At 56.4% G+C, this 15,970-nt stretch carries 14 protein-coding genes; 6 read left to right on the top strand and 8 right to left on the bottom strand.

Translation table 11 applies throughout. The features are described 5' to 3' along the window. Positions 1-68: 68 nt before the first annotated feature. Together ispF and ispD are read right to left on the bottom strand one after the other, a co-directional pair. Complete coding sequence (gene ispF, locus IEV29_RS01675; protein WP_188379537.1) at positions 69-566, bottom strand: 2-C-methyl-D-erythritol 2,4-cyclodiphosphate synthase; 498 nt, start codon at positions 564-566, stop codon at positions 69-71. Then, positions 563-1,264 carry a 2-C-methyl-D-erythritol 4-phosphate cytidylyltransferase gene (ispD, locus tag IEV29_RS01670; protein WP_188379536.1) on the bottom strand — a complete coding sequence of 234 codons (702 nt, stop codon included), beginning with the start codon at positions 1,262-1,264 and terminating at the stop codon, positions 563-565. The genes ispF and ispD overlap by 4 nt, the downstream gene beginning before the upstream one ends. Before the next feature lie 238 nt (positions 1,265-1,502). Here ispD and mfd point away from each other — a divergent pair, with 238 nt between their 5' ends. The 6 genes from mfd to IEV29_RS01640 all read left to right on the top strand — a co-directional run bounded on the left by mfd (position 1,503) and on the right by IEV29_RS01640 (position 10,607). Next, entirely contained in the window at positions 1,503-4,949 is a 3,447-nt protein-coding gene (gene mfd, locus IEV29_RS01665) for a transcription-repair coupling factor (protein ID WP_188379535.1), read from the top strand. A 25-nt stretch (positions 4,950-4,974) separates the two neighbouring features. After that, positions 4,975-5,820: a phosphoserine phosphatase SerB gene (serB, locus tag IEV29_RS01660; RefSeq protein ID WP_188379534.1), complete on the top strand. Its 846-nt coding sequence runs from the start codon at positions 4,975-4,977 to the stop codon at positions 5,818-5,820. 270 nt (positions 5,821-6,090) lie between these two features. Further along, on the top strand, positions 6,091-6,849 hold the full coding sequence (locus IEV29_RS01655) for a hypothetical protein (RefSeq protein WP_188379533.1): 759 nt from the start codon (positions 6,091-6,093) through the stop codon (positions 6,847-6,849). Between the two features lie 87 nt (positions 6,850-6,936). Further along, positions 6,937-7,296, top strand: coding sequence for a DUF4870 family protein (locus tag IEV29_RS01650; RefSeq protein WP_188379532.1), 360 nt, complete (start codon positions 6,937-6,939; stop codon positions 7,294-7,296). A gap of 287 nt (positions 7,297-7,583) precedes the next feature. Continuing rightward, complete coding sequence (locus IEV29_RS01645; RefSeq protein ID WP_188379531.1) at positions 7,584-9,260, top strand: hydantoinase/oxoprolinase family protein; 1,677 nt, start codon at positions 7,584-7,586, stop codon at positions 9,258-9,260. 18 nt (positions 9,261-9,278) lie between these two features. Further along, positions 9,279-10,607 (top strand): histone deacetylase family protein, encoded by a 1,329-nt coding sequence (locus IEV29_RS01640; protein ID WP_188379530.1) that lies wholly within the window; start codon positions 9,279-9,281, stop codon positions 10,605-10,607. A 51-nt stretch (positions 10,608-10,658) separates the two neighbouring features. On the opposite strand, the gene IEV29_RS01635 is transcribed toward IEV29_RS01640, so the two are convergent. The 6 genes from IEV29_RS01635 to IEV29_RS01610 form a co-directional block, all read right to left on the bottom strand. Continuing rightward, positions 10,659-11,246: a hypothetical protein gene (locus IEV29_RS01635; protein ID WP_188379529.1), complete on the bottom strand. Its 588-nt coding sequence runs from the start codon at positions 11,244-11,246 to the stop codon at positions 10,659-10,661. Positions 11,247-11,255: 9 nt separating this feature from the next. Beyond that, entirely contained in the window at positions 11,256-11,846 is a 591-nt protein-coding gene (locus tag IEV29_RS01630; protein ID WP_188379528.1) for an NMCC_0638 family (lipo)protein, read from the bottom strand. A 146-nt stretch (positions 11,847-11,992) separates the two neighbouring features. Then, on the bottom strand, positions 11,993-12,991 hold the full coding sequence (locus tag IEV29_RS01625; protein ID WP_188379527.1) for an ABC transporter ATP-binding protein: 999 nt from the start codon (positions 12,989-12,991) through the stop codon (positions 11,993-11,995). Further along, the gene (locus IEV29_RS01620; RefSeq protein ID WP_188379526.1) at positions 12,988-14,073 is read right to left on the bottom strand and encodes an ABC transporter ATP-binding protein; all 1,086 of its coding nucleotides are present in this window, start codon (positions 14,071-14,073) and stop codon (positions 12,988-12,990) included. The genes IEV29_RS01625 and IEV29_RS01620 overlap by 4 nt, the downstream gene beginning before the upstream one ends. Next, a complete protein-coding gene (locus IEV29_RS01615; RefSeq protein ID WP_188379525.1) occupies positions 14,070-14,969 on the bottom strand; it encodes an ABC transporter permease in 900 nt (299 codons plus the stop codon). Before IEV29_RS01615 ends, IEV29_RS01620 begins: the two co-directional genes overlap by 4 nt. A 44-nt stretch (positions 14,970-15,013) precedes the next feature. Beyond that, positions 15,014-15,958: an ABC transporter permease gene (locus IEV29_RS01610; protein WP_188379524.1), complete on the bottom strand. Its 945-nt coding sequence runs from the start codon at positions 15,956-15,958 to the stop codon at positions 15,014-15,016. Positions 15,959-15,970: the final 12 nt, after the last annotated feature.

The following is a 15,970-nucleotide window of genomic DNA, read 5'->3' as shown; positions in this document are numbered from 1 at the left end:
AGGACATGCAGCGGGATCAAAACCACTCTTTGATGGACAGCGGAAAACGCAATAAATTGCAGATTTTTTCAACCCAGACGATAGAGCAAGGCGATGGCTTCCGCGGCAATGCCTTCTTCGCGCCCCAGATAACCCAGCTTCTCATTCGTCTTGGCCTTGATGTTGATCTGATTGGCAACCAGACCCAGATCCGCAGCCAGATTCAGCACCATCGCCGGAATATGTGGCGCCATTTTCGGCTTCTGCGCAATGATGGTTGCATCGATGTTGCCGATCGCATAACCGGCAGCCAGCACCCGTTTCGCCGCTTCGCGCAGCAACACGCGGGAATCTGCGCCCTTGAATTCTTCTGCCGTATCCGGAAAGTGGCGACCGATATCGCCCAATCCTGCCGCACCGAACAATGCATCTGTAATCGCATGCAGCAAGACATCTGCATCCGAATGGCCAAGCAATCCGGTCGGATGCGGAATCGTGACGCCGCCAATGATCAGCTTGCGGCCTTCCACAAGCGCGTGACAGTCGTATCCCTGACCGATGCGATACGGAATTGCAGTGTGGCTCATGCCTGACCTCTCAGATAGATTTCGGCCAGCGCCACATCGTGCGGCAAAGTGACCTTGAAGTTGCGTGTATTGCCTTCCACCAATTTCGGCTTCAGACCAAGAGATTCGACAGCGCTCGCCTCGTCCGTGACATTGATGTCCTGTTCCAGCGCGCGTCGCAACAACCCATAGCGGAACATCTGCGGCGTTTGCGCCGCCCATAATTGCTCACGGGGAACGGTCTGCTCGGCACGATGATGCGCGTCCGCACGCTTGAGCGTATCCACCACCGGCACGGCCAGCAAGCCGCCCACCTCGTCATCGTTGATCGCGGCAATCAGATGCCTGATCAGACTGCTCTGAAGGCCGGGACGCGCCGCATCATGCACCAGTATCCAGTCATCGTCGTTGACCTGCGCGCGCATCGTGCGCAAACCATGCAACACCGAATCGTGTCGCGTTGCACCGCCCACACGCAGCACCGACAAACCCGCGTGGTCCTGCATACCAGCCGTTGCCAGCGTACCGTCGATATAACCGTCTTCAGGACTGACCACGACAAACGTGTGGGCAATCAATGGTGTCTGCGTAAAGGTTTCCAGCACGTGCATCAGCATCGGTTTGCCGGCTAGTTCCGCGTACTGCTTGGGAATGGCTGCCCCCATACGCGCGCCAATACCAGCGGCGGGAATCAAACCGAAATAGCGTGCAGAAGTCATACGGGATACTGACAAGAAGGGAATGCGCTTGTTATTCGAGTTGCTGGCGAAGGCAATCGGCGATCACCATTCAGCGGTTGCCATACTGGCTGCAGCGCATGCGCCCAACCGAAAAAGGGGCTTGGTTTATAATCGCACCATAATTTTTCACTGTCAAATCAGGCGCAACCCTCCGTGTGAAATTCGATTTTCATTGCGCCCTTGGCTCACCCGATGACATGTGCAATGTCGCAATTTGATGTCCTTCAATCTTAAAAAGACGCTCCCCAAAGCCGGTACCCGTTTTGTTCTGCCATCGCTGCATGGTTCGGCGGATGCTTTTGTGCTGGCGCAAGCCGCCATCGAACTGAAATCACAGCAACGCATGCTGACGCTGGTTGTCGCCAATCCGGGCGATGCACAACGGCTGCTGGCAGAAATTCCTTGGTTTGGTAACGATGCGCAAGAAACCCTGCGCTGTCATCTGCTGCCTGACTGGGAAACCCTGCCCTACGATGCCTTCTCACCACACGAAGATCTGGTATCGGAACGGCTCGCAACCCTGTACGAAGTGCTCAACGGCCAGTGCGATGTGTTGATCGTGCCGGCCACGACGGCGCTGGTGCGCATGGCACCGCCCGCTTTCCTCGCGTCCTATACCTTCTACTTCAAGCAAGGCGAAACACTCGATGAAACGCGCCTGAAGACGCAATTGCAGCTCGCTGGTTACACGCCGGTCAAGCAAGTCATGTCGCCGGGCGAATATTCGGTGCGCGGCGGGCTGATCGATCTGTTCCCGATGGGATCGGTCCTGCCGTACCGCATCGACCTGTTTGGTGACACGATCGATACGATCCGCACCTTCGATGCCGATTCGCAACGTTCGCTTTACCCGGTCAAGGAAGTACGCCTGCTGCCTGCGCGTGAATTTCCGATGGACGAAGAAGCGCGCACTGCCTTCCGCGGCCGCTGGCGCGAAGTGTTCGAAGGTGATCCGTCGCGTTCCGTCATCTACAAGGACATCGGCAACGGTATCGCGTCTGCCGGCATCGAATACTACTTGCCGCTGTTCTTCGACGAAACCAATACGCTGTTCGACTATCTGCCGGCAGAAACCACGTTTGCCATGATTGGCGAAATCGATTCGGCGATCCAGCGCTTCTGGTCCGACACGCAATCGCGCTATCGCTTCCTCAAGTCCGATCGCGAACGCCCGGTACTCGCGCCGGAACAGATTTTTCTGTCGGAAGAACAGTTTTTCACGCTGGCCAAACCATTCGGTCGCTGGGTAGTGCAATCACAGGCGGTTGCATCCGAGCTCGCTGCACCGCTACCCAACGTCGCCGTCAATCGTCGCGCCGATGACCCGCTGGTCAACCTGCGTGCGTACCTGCTGCAGACTGACAAGCGCATCCTGATCTGTGCCGAGAGCGCCGGCCGCCGCGAGACCTTGCAGCAGTACTTCAACGAATACGATCTGCCGCTCGTCATCGCGGAAAACTTCACCGACTTTGCGACCGCCAGCGCCAAACTCATGCTGGGCGTGGCGCCATTGCACGCCGGCTTTGAACTGGGCGACGCGCTCGGCAAGCTGGCGTTCGTGACCGAAGCAGAACTGTACGCCGGTTCCGGCCGTCGCATCGGCGGCAAAAAGCAGGAAGGCGCCACGCAAGTCGAATCGATGGTGCGTGACCTGTCGGAACTGAAGATTGGCGATCCGGTCGTCCACGTCAACCACGGCATCGGGCGCTACATGGGCCTGATCAGCATGGATCTGGGCGAAGGCGAAACCGAGTTTCTGCATCTCGAATATGCGAAGGAAAGCAAACTCTACGTACCGGTATCGCAACTGCATGTAATCTCGCGCTACTCCGGCGCCTCGCCCGAAGATGCGCCACTGCATGCACTTGGCTCCGGTCAGTGGGAAAAAGCCAAACGCCGTGCTGCCGAAAAAATCCGCGACACTGCTGCCGAACTGCTGAATCTGTACGCCCGCCGCGCCTTGCGCGAAGGCCACAGTTTCGAATATTCCGCACATGATTACGACGCCTTTGCGGAAAGCTTCGGTTTTGAAGAAACGCCGGATCAGCGCGAAGCCATCAACAATGTCATCAAGGACATGACCTCCGGCAAGCCGATGGATCGCCTGGTCTGCGGCGACGTCGGCTTCGGCAAGACAGAAGTCGCGTTGCGCGCCGCCTTCATCGCCGTCATGGGCGGCAAGCAGGTCGCGATTCTGGCACCGACCACGCTGCTCGCAGAACAGCATGCGCAAACCTTTGCCGATCGCTTTGCCGACTGGCCGGTGCGCATTGCCGAGCTGTCGCGCTTCCGTACCGGCAAGGAAATTACGCAAGCCATCAAGGGCATGACCGATGGCACGCTGGATATCATCATCGGTACGCACAAACTGCTGTCACCGGACGTCAAGTTCCAGCGTCTGGGTCTGGTCATCATCGATGAAGAACATCGCTTTGGCGTGCGCCAGAAAGAAGCGCTCAAGGCGTTGCGTGCCGAAGTCGATGTATTGACGCTGACCGCCACACCGATCCCGCGTACGCTCGGCATGGCGCTGGAAGGCTTGCGCGACTTTTCGATCATCGCCACCGCGCCGCAAAAACGGCTGGCGATCAAGACCTTCGTGCGTAGCGAAAACGGTTCCATCATCCGCGAAGCCTGCCTGCGCGAACTCAAGCGTGGCGGGCAGGTGTACTTCCTGCACAACGAAGTCGAAACCATCGAAAACCGCAAGGCGATGCTGGAAGAGCTGCTGCCCGAAGCACGCATCGGTGTCGCACACGGCCAGTTGCACGAACGCGATCTGGAAAAGGTCATGCGCGACTTTGTCGCACAGCGCTTCAACATCCTGCTCTGCACGACGATTATCGAAACCGGTATCGACGTACCCACTGCCAACACCATCATCATGCATCGCGCCGACAAGTTCGGTCTGGCGCAGTTGCACCAGTTGCGTGGGCGTGTCGGCCGCTCGCACCATCAGGCCTATGCCTACCTGCTCGTGAATGACGTGCAAGGCCTGAGCAAGCTCGCACAGCGTCGCCTTGATGCGATTCAACAGATGGAAGAACTCGGTAGCGGTTTCTACCTCGCGATGCACGATCTGGAAATCCGTGGCGCCGGCGAAGTGCTCGGCGAGAACCAGTCGGGTGAAATGACCGAAATCGGCTTCCAGCTCTATTCGGACATGCTCAACGAAGCCGTGCGCTCGCTCAAGAACGGCAAGGAGCCTGATCTGGCTGCGCCGCTTTCAACGACCACGGAAATCAATCTGCACACGCCCGCCCTGCTGCCGGAAACCTACTGCGGCGATGTGCACGAACGTCTGTCGATCTACAAACGTCTGGCCAATTGCAGCACGCACGATGCCGTCAATGACCTGCAGGAAGAACTGATCGACCGCTTCGGCAAGCTGCCGGATGCGGCACAGGCCCTGATCGAAACGCATCGTCTGCGCGTCGCCGCCAAGCCGGTCGGCATCATCAAGATCGATGCCCACACGGAATCCGCGACCCTGCAATTCGAGCCCAATCCGCCAATCGACGCCATGCGCATCATCGAACTGGTACAAAAGAACCGTCACATCAAACTGAATGGGCAGGACAAGCTGCGCATCACCGTCAGCATGCCCGATCTGGCCGCGCGCACGACGCAAATCAAAAACACCATTCGCGCCCTGCTATCATGACCATTCCCGTTCTCAACGCACGCCCATGAATCTGATCCTGCAAGGACAATCCGTTTCCCGCCATCTGGTCGAACAGCTTGCCGCACTGGCACGCCCACGCTCCATCGCTGCGATTGGCGAGCATGCCTATCGCTGTCAGGACGTGACCTATAACGACGAGGTCAAATCGCAGATCGATCTGGCTGCATGGTCGGCCAAACTGGATTACGCCTTTGTCGAACCCCGCGCATCGCTGAGTGACTTTGGTCTGGTTGCGATGGATATGGATTCCACGCTGATCACGATTGAATGCATTGACGAGATCGCCGACATGCAAGGGCTCAAGCCGCAAGTTGCCGAAATTACCGAAGCGGCCATGCGCGGCCAGATCGAATTCAAGGAAAGCCTGACCCGGCGTGTCGCCCTGCTGGCAGGCCTGGATGCCAGCGCCCTGCAACGTGTCTACGACGAACGGCTGCAGTTGTCACCCGGGGCAGAAACCATGCTCAAGGCAGTCCAGGCTGCCGGTCTCAAGACCCTGCTGGTTTCCGGCGGCTTTACCTTCTTCACCGACCGCATGAAGGAACGCCTGGGCCTGGACTACGCGCATTCCAACCAGTTGGAAATCATCGATGGCAAGCTGACCGGCCGTGTGATTGGCGACATCGTCGATGGCGAAGAAAAGAAGCGCACGGTCGAACGCGTTTGCGCAGAACTCGGCATTTCCCCTGAAAAAGCCATCGTCATGGGCGACGGCGCCAACGACCTCAAGATGATGGGCATTGCCGGCCTGTCGGTGGCCTTCCGCGCCAAGCCCATCGTGCGTGCGCAGGCCGATGTCGGCCTGAACTTCGTCGGCCTCGACGGCATTCTCCATCTGTTCAGCCACTGAATCGCAACCGGATCACCGTGTTCTGATCCGTCGCAGCCGCGGCAAATTCCCCACAACAGTCGAGCAAACAAGTCGGGTAAATACCGATTTGTTTGCTTTGCTACGTAGTTTTACTTATTCTTGACCCAGCTATGCGTAGAAACACGTAGCAGACGTACCGGGTTGAGATCTGCGATGTAACTGGGTTCCTTGTTGCTTCACTGACCAGCGCGGCTGCGCTCGGTATCGTTCAGTAACGGTCAGCAAGGTCAGTTAAAGGCAAACACGATCATGATGAATACTTTCGGCCCCCGTCCCGTCGAATCCTCCAGCTGGCAACGCTGGCTCAAGGAAGCCCTCCATCTTTCCGGCAAACACTTGGCCCTCAATGTCTGTCTCGTGCTCCTGACGGTCGGCCTGCTGGCACCGTTCTCGCCGATGCTGCTGCTGATCGTGTCACCTGCGCTGGTTGGCGTCTTTATCCTGGTCGCCCATAGTGCTGCCAGTTCGGAACCGGTGACGCAGACCCTGAAAACCGCACCAGCGGGCATTCTGCGTGTGCTGTTTTGTTCGACCGCAGCCGTGTCCATCATGGCAGTTGCCTTCTTCCTGATCCTGATGATCGTCAAAGGCACCGCAATAGGTGGCGCCGGCGCAACCTCGACCTATGTCCCGCCTGACTATCAGCTCAGCGATTTTCTGGTGGGATCGAAAGCGCTGTTTGCCATTGGATTGTGGCTGCTGGTGATCCTGCCTTGGTTTGCGATTCCACTGATGGTGTGCACCAATCTGCCCATGCTGCTGTGCCTTGATCACACCTTCAAGGGACTGAATCAGAACAAGTTCATTGTGTTCGTGGTGTTCTTTACCGCGCTGGCGATGATGGGCGGCGCCCTGTTCCACGGACTGACCGTGGTACCGCTATTTCCGATTCTCGGCAGCCTGATGTATGCCGCCTATCGCCACATTTTCATGGGCGCATCGCCGCTGGAAACTAGTGACGTCAAAGTCAAGAGCAGCGTGGTCGATCGCTTTTTGCAACCCAAATAAGGACGTGTTGCCACGCATCACTCTTGATGCGTGGAACTTCGTCACCAGATATAGTCTCGAAAAAGAAGACGAACTCTGGAGGCAAGCATGAATGATCAACTGGTTCTCGACCAACCGCTGCAATCCGCCAAGAATCTGGCGTGGTGGCTCTATATCGGCCACGGACTGAGTCTGGTCTTCTCGCTCGGCATGCTGTCCTTCGTGCCGCTGATCATCAACTACATCAAGCGCGACGACACCAGAGGCACGTTCGTCTACAGTCATCACGGCTGGCAGATCCGCTCGTTTTGGTGGTATATCGTCTGGCTGATCGTTGGCGGCGTGCTGTGGATCACCGTCATCGGCATTCCGGCGGCCTTACTGGTTTGGGCCGTGGCGTGGCTGTGGAAAGGCTATCGTCTGATCAAGGGTCTGATCGATCTGAACGAAAACAAGACGATGCCATAAGCGTGGCCTAAGCATTTCCTGAGCAGCCCTTACAGCGGTATTGCTATCGCAGATGTAAAAGCGCATATCACACCCACCTGCAATCGATTCACAGCAAGCCAGAGCATCACTGCTCTGGCTTTATAATGTCTGCTGTTTGCATTCATGGACACACCGTGATCACGCCACCTCGGCACCGAGCGCACTGTCCATCAATCAGGTTTCAATATCCGCGGCACACTTGCAACTGCCGCCGTATTGCCACTCCCATTACTGTCTGACTGATCCTTTGTTCTGGAAAGGAAGCAATGATTCTTGGTATCGACGTAGGCGGAACGCACACCGATTCTGTCCTCATGCAGAACGGAAAAATTCTCCGCAAATCGAAAGTGATGACCGACAAGAGCGATCTGCTCAAATCCGTCACGCAAGCTACTCACGCCGTCGCGCAGCCTGAAGACATCAAGCAGCTACGTCGCATCGTGCTCAGCACGACCATGACGACCAATGCGGTCGCGCAGCACCAACTCGATCAGGTCGGCCTGATCGTCATGAGCGGCCCGGGCGTGTCGCATCGCGATCTGCCGCTGAGCGACAAGACCACCTTCGTGCGCGGCTACATGAACCACCGCGGCCTCGAAGCCGAGCCGATCGACGAAGATGAAATCATCGAACTGCAAAAGGAATTCGCCAGGAAAGGCATCAAGCACTTCGGCGTCATCGGCAAGTTCTCCACGCGCAGCCCTGCGCATGAACAGATCATTCAAGCACTGCTGATCGACGATGCCAACCACGTCACCGTTGGGCATCGTCTGTCCGGTGAGCTGAGCTTCCCGCGCCGTATCTCGACCGCGTATCTGAACGAAGCGGTCTGGAGCCTGCACAGCACCATGGCCGATCAGTTGCAAACCTACCTGAAGCAGCTTGGCGTGGACGTGCCGCTCTACATTCTCAAAGCCGATGGTGGCACCATCGACGTGGAGCAATCGCGTCACTATCCGGTGCAGACGATTCTGTCCGGTCCTGCAGCCACCATCATGGGCGTACTGCCGTTCGTGCCGACCAATCGTGATTCCGTGTCCATCGACGTCGGCGGCACCACGACCGATATCGCGCTCTTCGCCGATGGCGCACCGCTGCTCGAACCAAAAGGCGTACAGATCGAAGAACACAAGACGCTGATCCGCGGCCTGCTCACGCATTCAATCGCGATTGGCGGCGACAGCCACGTACGTGTGATCGATGGTCAGCTCGCCATTGGCCCTGAACGCAAAGGCTCGGCGATGGCGTTTGACGGTCCGGTGCCAACACCGACCGACGCCATGATCGTGCTCGGCCTCGCCAACATCGGCGACAAGGCCAAGGCGACTGCCGCGATTGAATCCGTTGCCAGGGACCTCGGCAAATCGACCGAGCAAACCGCACAAGCCATCATGGATCTCGCGTGCGAAACCATCGCCGCCAAGGTGCGCAGCATGATCGCCGAAGTCAACGGCAAGCCGGTCTACACGATTCACGAAATGCTGGAAGGCAAAGTACTCGCACCAACCGATGCGATTGTCGTCGGCGGCCCTGCGCCGTACATGGCCAAGCAAGTCGGCGAACTGCTGCAAATGAAAGCCATCGTTCCCGGCGATTCGGACGTGATCAACGCCAGCGGCGCCGCCATGGCGCGCACCACGGTCGAACTGACCTTGATGGCCGATACCGAAGAGCGCCAGATGTCGATTGCCGAAGAAGGTACGCAGGCAGATATTCCGCGCAACTTCACGATCAACGACCTGATCGATGTCGGTACCGAACGCCTGAAGGAAATCGCCCGCGTTGCCGGTGCGCCCGAGGAAGACATCGAGATCGAAGTGGCAGACAGCCAGAGCTTCAACGTCATCCGCGATGGCTCGACCACCGGCAAGAACTTCCGCGTCCGGCTGCAGATCAAGCCGGGTCTGACGAAACATGTAACTGCGCACGCAACCGCGAACTGACACAGTAAGGAACACACCATGACCAAAAAGAAAACCGGACTGGTATTTTTCCCCGCCTTCGACTACGCGATCTCGCCCAACCATCCTGAGCGCGAAGAGCGCCTGCTCTACACGCAAGATCAGGTCAGCGAAGAAGGCCTGCTCGACTTCGACAACATCATCGAATTCAAGCCCGATCTCGCCACCGCAGAAGACATCAACCGCGTGCACTTTTGCGTACCCGGCATCGATGAGCTCGTGCATGCCTCGCACCTGATCTCGGTCGGCGGCACACTGACGGCGGCAGACAAGGTAATGACCAAGGAAGTCGATAACGCCTTTGCGCTCGTGCGCCCTTGCGGCCACCACTCGATGCGCGTCGTGCACGGCACACGTGGCTTCTGCACGCTGAACATGGAGGCCATCATGGTCGAGTACATCCGCGAGAAGTATGGCGACAAGAACGGCATCAAGAAGATCGCCATCGTCGATACCGATTGCCACCACGGTGATGGCTCGCAGGATATCTTCTGGCACGATCCCAACACGCTCTTCATCTCGCTGCATCAGGATGGCCGCACGCTCTATCCGGGCTCAGGCTTCCCGGATGAACTCGGTGGCCCGAATGCATTCGGCACCACCATTAACCTGCCGATGCCGCCGAATACTTGCGAAGAAGGCTTCCTCTACGTACTGGATGAAATCGTGATGCCGATTCTGGCCGACTTCAAGCCAGACCTCATCATCAATTCGGCCGGTCAGGACAATCACTATTCCGATCCGATCACGAACATGAAATTCACGGCGCAAGGTTACGCCGTGCTCAATGATCGCCTCAAACCTGACATCGCCGTGCTGGAAGGTGGCTATTCGATCGAAAGCGCCCTGCCCTACATCAACACCGGCATCATCCTCGCGATGGCCGGCATGGACTACTCGCAGATTCGCGAGCCGGACTATGACGAAGAAGATCAAAAGCAGGACCCACGCATCAACGACTACCTGAAGAAGCTCAAGGAAGTCACGTTTGAGCGCTGGAACAATCGCGAAACCTTGCGCGATGAAGTCTATGGCGACGCACCATTCCACACGCGCGAACAAAACATCTACTACGACACCGCCGGCATCCGCGAATCACAAACGGAAACCGTGCGTACCTGCAAAGTGCCGGATTGCGGCGGTGCCGTGACGATAGAATCGCGCAACGAAAGCCGCCCACGTCTGCCAGTCTTTGCCGTACAGATTCCGCGCTTCTGCTGCCCTGAATGCCGTACGTGGGCAGAAGATCAGTACAACAAAGCGGAGAAGCGTTTGTACACGCAAGTGCTGCTGCAGGATAAGCAGAAGGATACGTATACGCAGAAGTAAGCGTTTGTCGCATCAAGCAAAAGCCGCACATGTGTGCGGCTTTTTTATGCCCTAAAGATTAGGAAGTTGATAGATAGTTAGATGAGGAGCATAAAAAGACGTATCAACTTGAAATGGATAACCAGCTTTAAACAAAGTCGGATCAGGATTCAATTGAGCTTTCTCGCCTTCTTCCCTATAGAAAAATAGCAGCAACACAAATAGACCTGCAACCGCATTAAGAGCATGCTTCAAATTAGCATCTGAAAAATGCGTATGTCTATGATGTTTGACATTGTTATAAGCAGTCCACCAGAGAGGTGTTTTATCTTTGCCCCACTGTTCCCACGGATGAAACTTCAATCCAAATCGAGGAATTTCCACACGCGTGTCTTTAATTTGTGGACAGGCGTTTAATAACTCATCTCGATACTTCATGATGTTGTTAGCTTTGCTATCTACATTAATTTTTAAACAAAGTCTTTTACAAATAACATCAACCTCAGATGAAGCTGCAAATAATATTCGCGCCAACTCCAATGAATAAGAAGAAAAATTTCTTTCAGTGGGCTCAAGATAACGAGCCAACTGAATCACATCATCTTCAAGTGAAAGAAAATAATTCCAGTGTTCCGGTGTCGGTATTCCCTGTATTCCCATGTCGTAACTTTAAGGCAATGTAGTTGGAGCAAAAGTTAAACGCGTTTGCACTTCTGCGGCTGGCGCATCCGATGTCGTGGATAACATTGTCCAACCATGAGATGCACCTTCCTTACTCAAAAAATAGCCTAACTGCCGATACTTTCCCCCAACGCCATCAGACACTTTATCGACAAGCGAGCTGATAGTTATGCCTGGTCGAGCCGTGCCTTTAACAAGCCGTTCAAAGCCCGTATTTACCGTTTTTGCATCTGCAGTTCTCGCCCAAGCAGAACAATGGTTTTCTCCAGATAGGACCACAATAAACTGACCAATTGAGTTTGGCACACCCCATACCTCGCCCTTTTGTCCTCGCAAAGCAGCCTTAGAAAATTGCTCATCTGCGCGCACATATTTATTTTCTTTAACGTAGCGAGAAATCTTATCGGTATTACCGAGATGTTTTACACATGTATCCATGTAAACACGCAATACAAAATTGCCTTGCTGTTCCGCTTGCGTGGTTTGAGCAAAAGCTGGAACCGCAACAACAAGCAGCAGACTAAAAAATCCAATCAGAAAACGCATATTGATCAACCATGAATTGAGATTTTTGATCATATGGGGCTAAGTTGCTGCATGTCAGAAGAATCCAAATAGCGCCTTCTTGAATACATCAAATCTCCCATTAGTATGGGATAAGATCTGTCGTTTTCTGCACGCGTAAAAAAAGCACCTTCACAGGTGCTTTTTCATTTCTTGAGTGCTCAGGCATAAGCCAAATTCCTGTCCGGCATAACTAACTCCTTCACCGGATGCCAGCACGCCAATCGCGCACCATCTGCCGATAACAACGCTGGTCTATCCTTGGTACAACGCTCACTCGCGTTATCGCAACGTGGTGCAAACGTGCAGCCTGGCGGAATGGCAGCGAGGTTGGGAGGTGCACCGCGTACGGCGGGCAATGGCTTGCCGCGATTGTCGCTGCTGACGGTAGAGCCGAGCAGACCTGCCGTGTACGGATGCATGGGCGATGTGACGATGCCCTTGACCGAGTTTTCTTCGATGATGCGGCCACCGTACATGACGGCGATGCGATCAGCGACTTCCACCGCGGCACCGATATCGTGGGTAACGAAGATGACGGACATGCCGGTTTCTTTTTGCAGCTCACGCAGCAGGAGCAGAATCTGAATTTGCACCGAGGCATCGAGCGCGGTGGTCGGCTCATCCGCCAGCAACAACTTGGGACGGCATGACAAGGCCAGCGCGATCATCGCACGTTGGCGCATACCACCAGACAGCTCATGCGGGTAGGCATCAAAGCGGCGCTTGGCTTGCGGGATTTGTACGCGTTCCAGCATTTCCAGTGCGCGCTTGGCCGCGGTAGCTTTGTCTACTGCATCATGTGCGCGAATGGTTTCGACGATCTGCTGACCAATGGTATAGACCGGATCGAACGCGAGGCCCGGCTCCTGAAAGATCATGGAGACGGTGCCACCGCGATAGTGATCGAGATCCTTGCCTTTCAGGTCCAGCACCTCCTTGCCATCGACCTGAATGCTGCCGCCGATGCGCGTGGTGCGCTGCGGATGCAGGCGCAGCAGCGTGCGCAAGGTGACGCTCTTGCCGGAGCCGGATTCACCCAGCAAACCCAGCACCTCGCCCGGTTGAATATCGAAGCTGACGTGATCGAGCGCACGGGCGCGGCGCGCACCGTTAAACTCGACACAAAGGTCGGTGACCTTGACCAGTGGATTTGTCATGCTGTTACCTCTTCGTTCGACTGTGCTGCCACGAAATTGACGCGCTGGGTGTGACCGGATTGCGCGTCGTTCATGTGGCAGGCGACCATGTGTTCTGTATTACTGCCAACTGCCATCAGCTTGGGCGCGAGCGATTCGCACACGGCTTCGGCATGCGCGCAACGTGCACAGAAGCGGCAGCCCGATGGCGGATTGATTGGATTGGGTGGATCGCCAGCGAGCGGCGATTTTTGCGTGCGGTTGTCCGGGTCCATCGATGGCACGGCGGACAGCAAGGCACGCGTGTACGGATGACGTGCGTTGCCGTAGATATCTTCGACCGGGCCTTTTTCGACGACCTGCCCCAGATACATGACCATGACTTCATCACTGATGTAATGGACGACGTGCAGATCGTGCGAGATGAACAGATAGGTCAGATCGTGCTCGACCTTGAGCTCCTGCAGCAAATTAAGCACCTGCGCCTGCACGGACTTATCGAGTGCAGCAACCGCTTCATCCAGAATCACGAGACGCGGCTGGAATGCCAATGCACGAGCAATGTTGACGCGCTGACGCTGACCACCAGATAGCTCATGCGGATAACGCTGGCCGAACATCGATGGCTCCAGACCGACGCGCTTGAGCAGATTGTTGGCGCGTTCCAGCGCTTCGGTACGCGAGACGCCATGTACTTGCGGGCCATAAGCGACGGTATCAAGAATCGTCAGACGCGGATTGAGCGAGGCGAACGAATCCTGAAACACCATCTGCAGGTTGCGACGGAATTCCTTGAATTCGATCCCGCCAAATTCGGCCACGCCTTCGCCATCGAAAATCATGCTGCCACTGTCCGGCTCGTTCAGGCGTGCAACCACGCGAGCAGTGGACGACTTGCCACAGCCGGATTCACCAACGATGCCAAGCGTCTTGCCCTTGGCGACGGAGAAGCTGACACCATCGACAGCGTGGACGAATTTTTTTTCGCGGTTGAGCAAGCCACCGCGGACGGGAAAGTATTTCTTGAGGTCCTTGACCACCAGCAAGGGTTGCGCAGGGCCGCCCTTGTCTTCCGTGGGGAACAGTTTGTTTTCGGTTTTCATTTGCGGATATCCATTGCAGAGCGCACGCCATCGGCTAGCAGGTTGAAGGCGATCGACGTGGCGAAAATCATGATGCCGGGCAGTGCCGCAATCCATGGATTGCGGAAGATTGCCGAGCGCAGCGTATTGAGCATGAGGCCCCATTCCGGCTCTGGTGGACGTACGCCCAGACCGAGGAAGGACAGACCGGCGGCGAGAATCATGCTGACGCTGAGCAAACCGGTTGCATACACAAAGACCGGACCGAGCACGTTACCAAGTACGTGCGTACGGATGATCGACATGGCGCTGGCACCACTCATGCGGGCGGCTTCGATGTAATCGAGCTTGCGAACCTGTGTGGTGACGCTTTCTGCCACACGCACGATCTGCGGCACGAACACCAGCGTCAGCGCGAGGATACTGTTGCTCATGCCAGGGCCGAGTGCGCCGGAGATGGCGACAGCCAGCAGCACGGATGGGAAGGCGTAGAACACGTCCAGCACACGCATGATGACCATGTTGACCTTGCCGCCCACATAACCGGCCAGCAGACCGATGGTGGTGCCGATACCGAAGGCACACAGCACCGGCATGACGCCCATCATCAGCGACAGGCGACCGCCGTACATCAGACGGCTCAGCATGTCGCGACCCAGTTCATCGGAACCAAGCAGATAGCCTTCGCTACCGATCGGCAGCAGGCGCTTGATCATGCTGCTCTTGAACGGATCGGCCGGCGCCAGCAGCGGTGCAAACACGGCTGCAGCAACGATCAGCAGCAGGACGATGGCGGCACCCATGGCAACCGGATCGCGCATGAGTTTGCGCAAGACCGTGCCCCAGTAACCGCGCGGTTGGGCGGCGACCACCGGCATCGGCGGTTGCGGCAGAAATTCAAATGGTGAAGCCTTCATTATTTTTTCCCAGTGTTACGTTTAGCGTGCATTCAGCGGACTTCTTAACGACCCATGCGTGGATCAAGAAGCGGTTGCAGAATGTCGACCAGCAGATTGAGCGCGACGAAGAACATGCACAACACGAGGATCGTGCCTTGCAGCAGCGGCATGTCGCGCTGGAAGATCGCGGTGTTCAACAGGAAGCCAGTACCCGGCCATGCGAACACGGTTTCGACCAGAATCGAACCGCCCATCAGGTAACCAATTTGCAGACCGGTGACAGCCAGTACGGTTGGTGCGGTGTTTTTGGCGATGTGACGGAAAATGGCGACATTGCTCAGACCACGTGCACGCAGCGAGACGACGAACTCCTGCTCCAGCATGTCGGCCACCAGCGCACGCACGGTGCGGGTGATGATGCCCATCGGGATCACAGCCATCGTTGCAGCAGGCAGGATCAGATGCTTGAAGTGTTCAACATCCCACTGCCAGCCACCGCCCGGCCCTGCACCCATCGCAGGCAACCAGCCCAGCCAGATCGAAAACACAATCGTCAGCACCAGACCCAGCCAGTAATGCGGGACGCTGACACCAATCACGGAAATAAATGTGGCGACACGGTCAATGATGCTGCCGTGCCAGTAACCAGCCAGTGCGCCGAGAATGCAGCCGGCAACCACCCCAACCAGACCGGCAGCGCCAGCCAGCAACAAGGTGTTACTGACCGCGCTCATGACTTCGCTCACGACTTCACGGCCGGTGGCGATCGAGGTACCGAGATCCCCTTGTACCGCGCGCAGCAGCCACATGCCGTATTGCACAGGGACCGGCTTGTCGAGGCCATAGGCGGCCTTGAGTGCGGTGATGACTTCTTCCGGTGCATCGGCGGGCGCAATCGCGTTGAGCGGATCACCAGGAGCGAGATAGACCAACATGAACGACAGCACGGTCACGCTCAGCGCAATCGGGATCGCGTACAACAGGCGCTTGAGGATATAGGTAAACATGAGACAGCTTTC

The organism is Oxalicibacterium faecigallinarum, from assembly GCF_014635705.1.
GTDB classification, from domain to species: domain Bacteria; phylum Pseudomonadota; class Gammaproteobacteria; order Burkholderiales; family Burkholderiaceae_D; genus Oxalicibacterium; species Oxalicibacterium faecigallinarum.
Note: the sequence above shows the minus strand (reverse complement) of the source record. Positions and strands in the feature narration are given on the sequence as shown.

What these genes read in the sequence shown, in the direction of transcription:
- ispF (WP_188379537.1), bottom strand. Translation starts at nt 566, where the DNA reads ATGAGCCACACTGCAATTCCGTATCGCATCGGTCAGGGATACGACTGT.
- ispD (WP_188379536.1), bottom strand. Translation starts at nt 1,264, where the DNA reads ATGACTTCTGCACGCTATTTCGGTTTGATTCCCGCCGCTGGTATTGGC.
- mfd (WP_188379535.1), top strand. Translation starts at nt 1,503, where the DNA reads ATGTCCTTCAATCTTAAAAAGACGCTCCCCAAAGCCGGTACCCGTTTT.
- serB (WP_188379534.1), top strand. Translation starts at nt 4,975, where the DNA reads ATGAATCTGATCCTGCAAGGACAATCCGTTTCCCGCCATCTGGTCGAA.
- IEV29_RS01655 (WP_188379533.1), top strand. Translation starts at nt 6,091, where the DNA reads ATGATGAATACTTTCGGCCCCCGTCCCGTCGAATCCTCCAGCTGGCAA.
- IEV29_RS01650 (WP_188379532.1), top strand. Translation starts at nt 6,937, where the DNA reads ATGAATGATCAACTGGTTCTCGACCAACCGCTGCAATCCGCCAAGAAT.
- IEV29_RS01645 (WP_188379531.1), top strand. Translation starts at nt 7,584, where the DNA reads ATGATTCTTGGTATCGACGTAGGCGGAACGCACACCGATTCTGTCCTC.
- IEV29_RS01640 (WP_188379530.1), top strand. Translation starts at nt 9,279, where the DNA reads ATGACCAAAAAGAAAACCGGACTGGTATTTTTCCCCGCCTTCGACTAC.
- IEV29_RS01635 (WP_188379529.1), bottom strand. Translation starts at nt 11,246, where the DNA reads ATGGGAATACAGGGAATACCGACACCGGAACACTGGAATTATTTTCTT.
- IEV29_RS01630 (WP_188379528.1), bottom strand. Translation starts at nt 11,846, where the DNA reads ATGATCAAAAATCTCAATTCATGGTTGATCAATATGCGTTTTCTGATT.
- IEV29_RS01625 (WP_188379527.1), bottom strand. Translation starts at nt 12,991, where the DNA reads ATGACAAATCCACTGGTCAAGGTCACCGACCTTTGTGTCGAGTTTAAC.
- IEV29_RS01620 (WP_188379526.1), bottom strand. Translation starts at nt 14,073, where the DNA reads ATGAAAACCGAAAACAAACTGTTCCCCACGGAAGACAAGGGCGGCCCT.
- IEV29_RS01615 (WP_188379525.1), bottom strand. Translation starts at nt 14,969, where the DNA reads ATGAAGGCTTCACCATTTGAATTTCTGCCGCAACCGCCGATGCCGGTG.
- IEV29_RS01610 (WP_188379524.1), bottom strand. Translation starts at nt 15,958, where the DNA reads ATGTTTACCTATATCCTCAAGCGCCTGTTGTACGCGATCCCGATTGCG.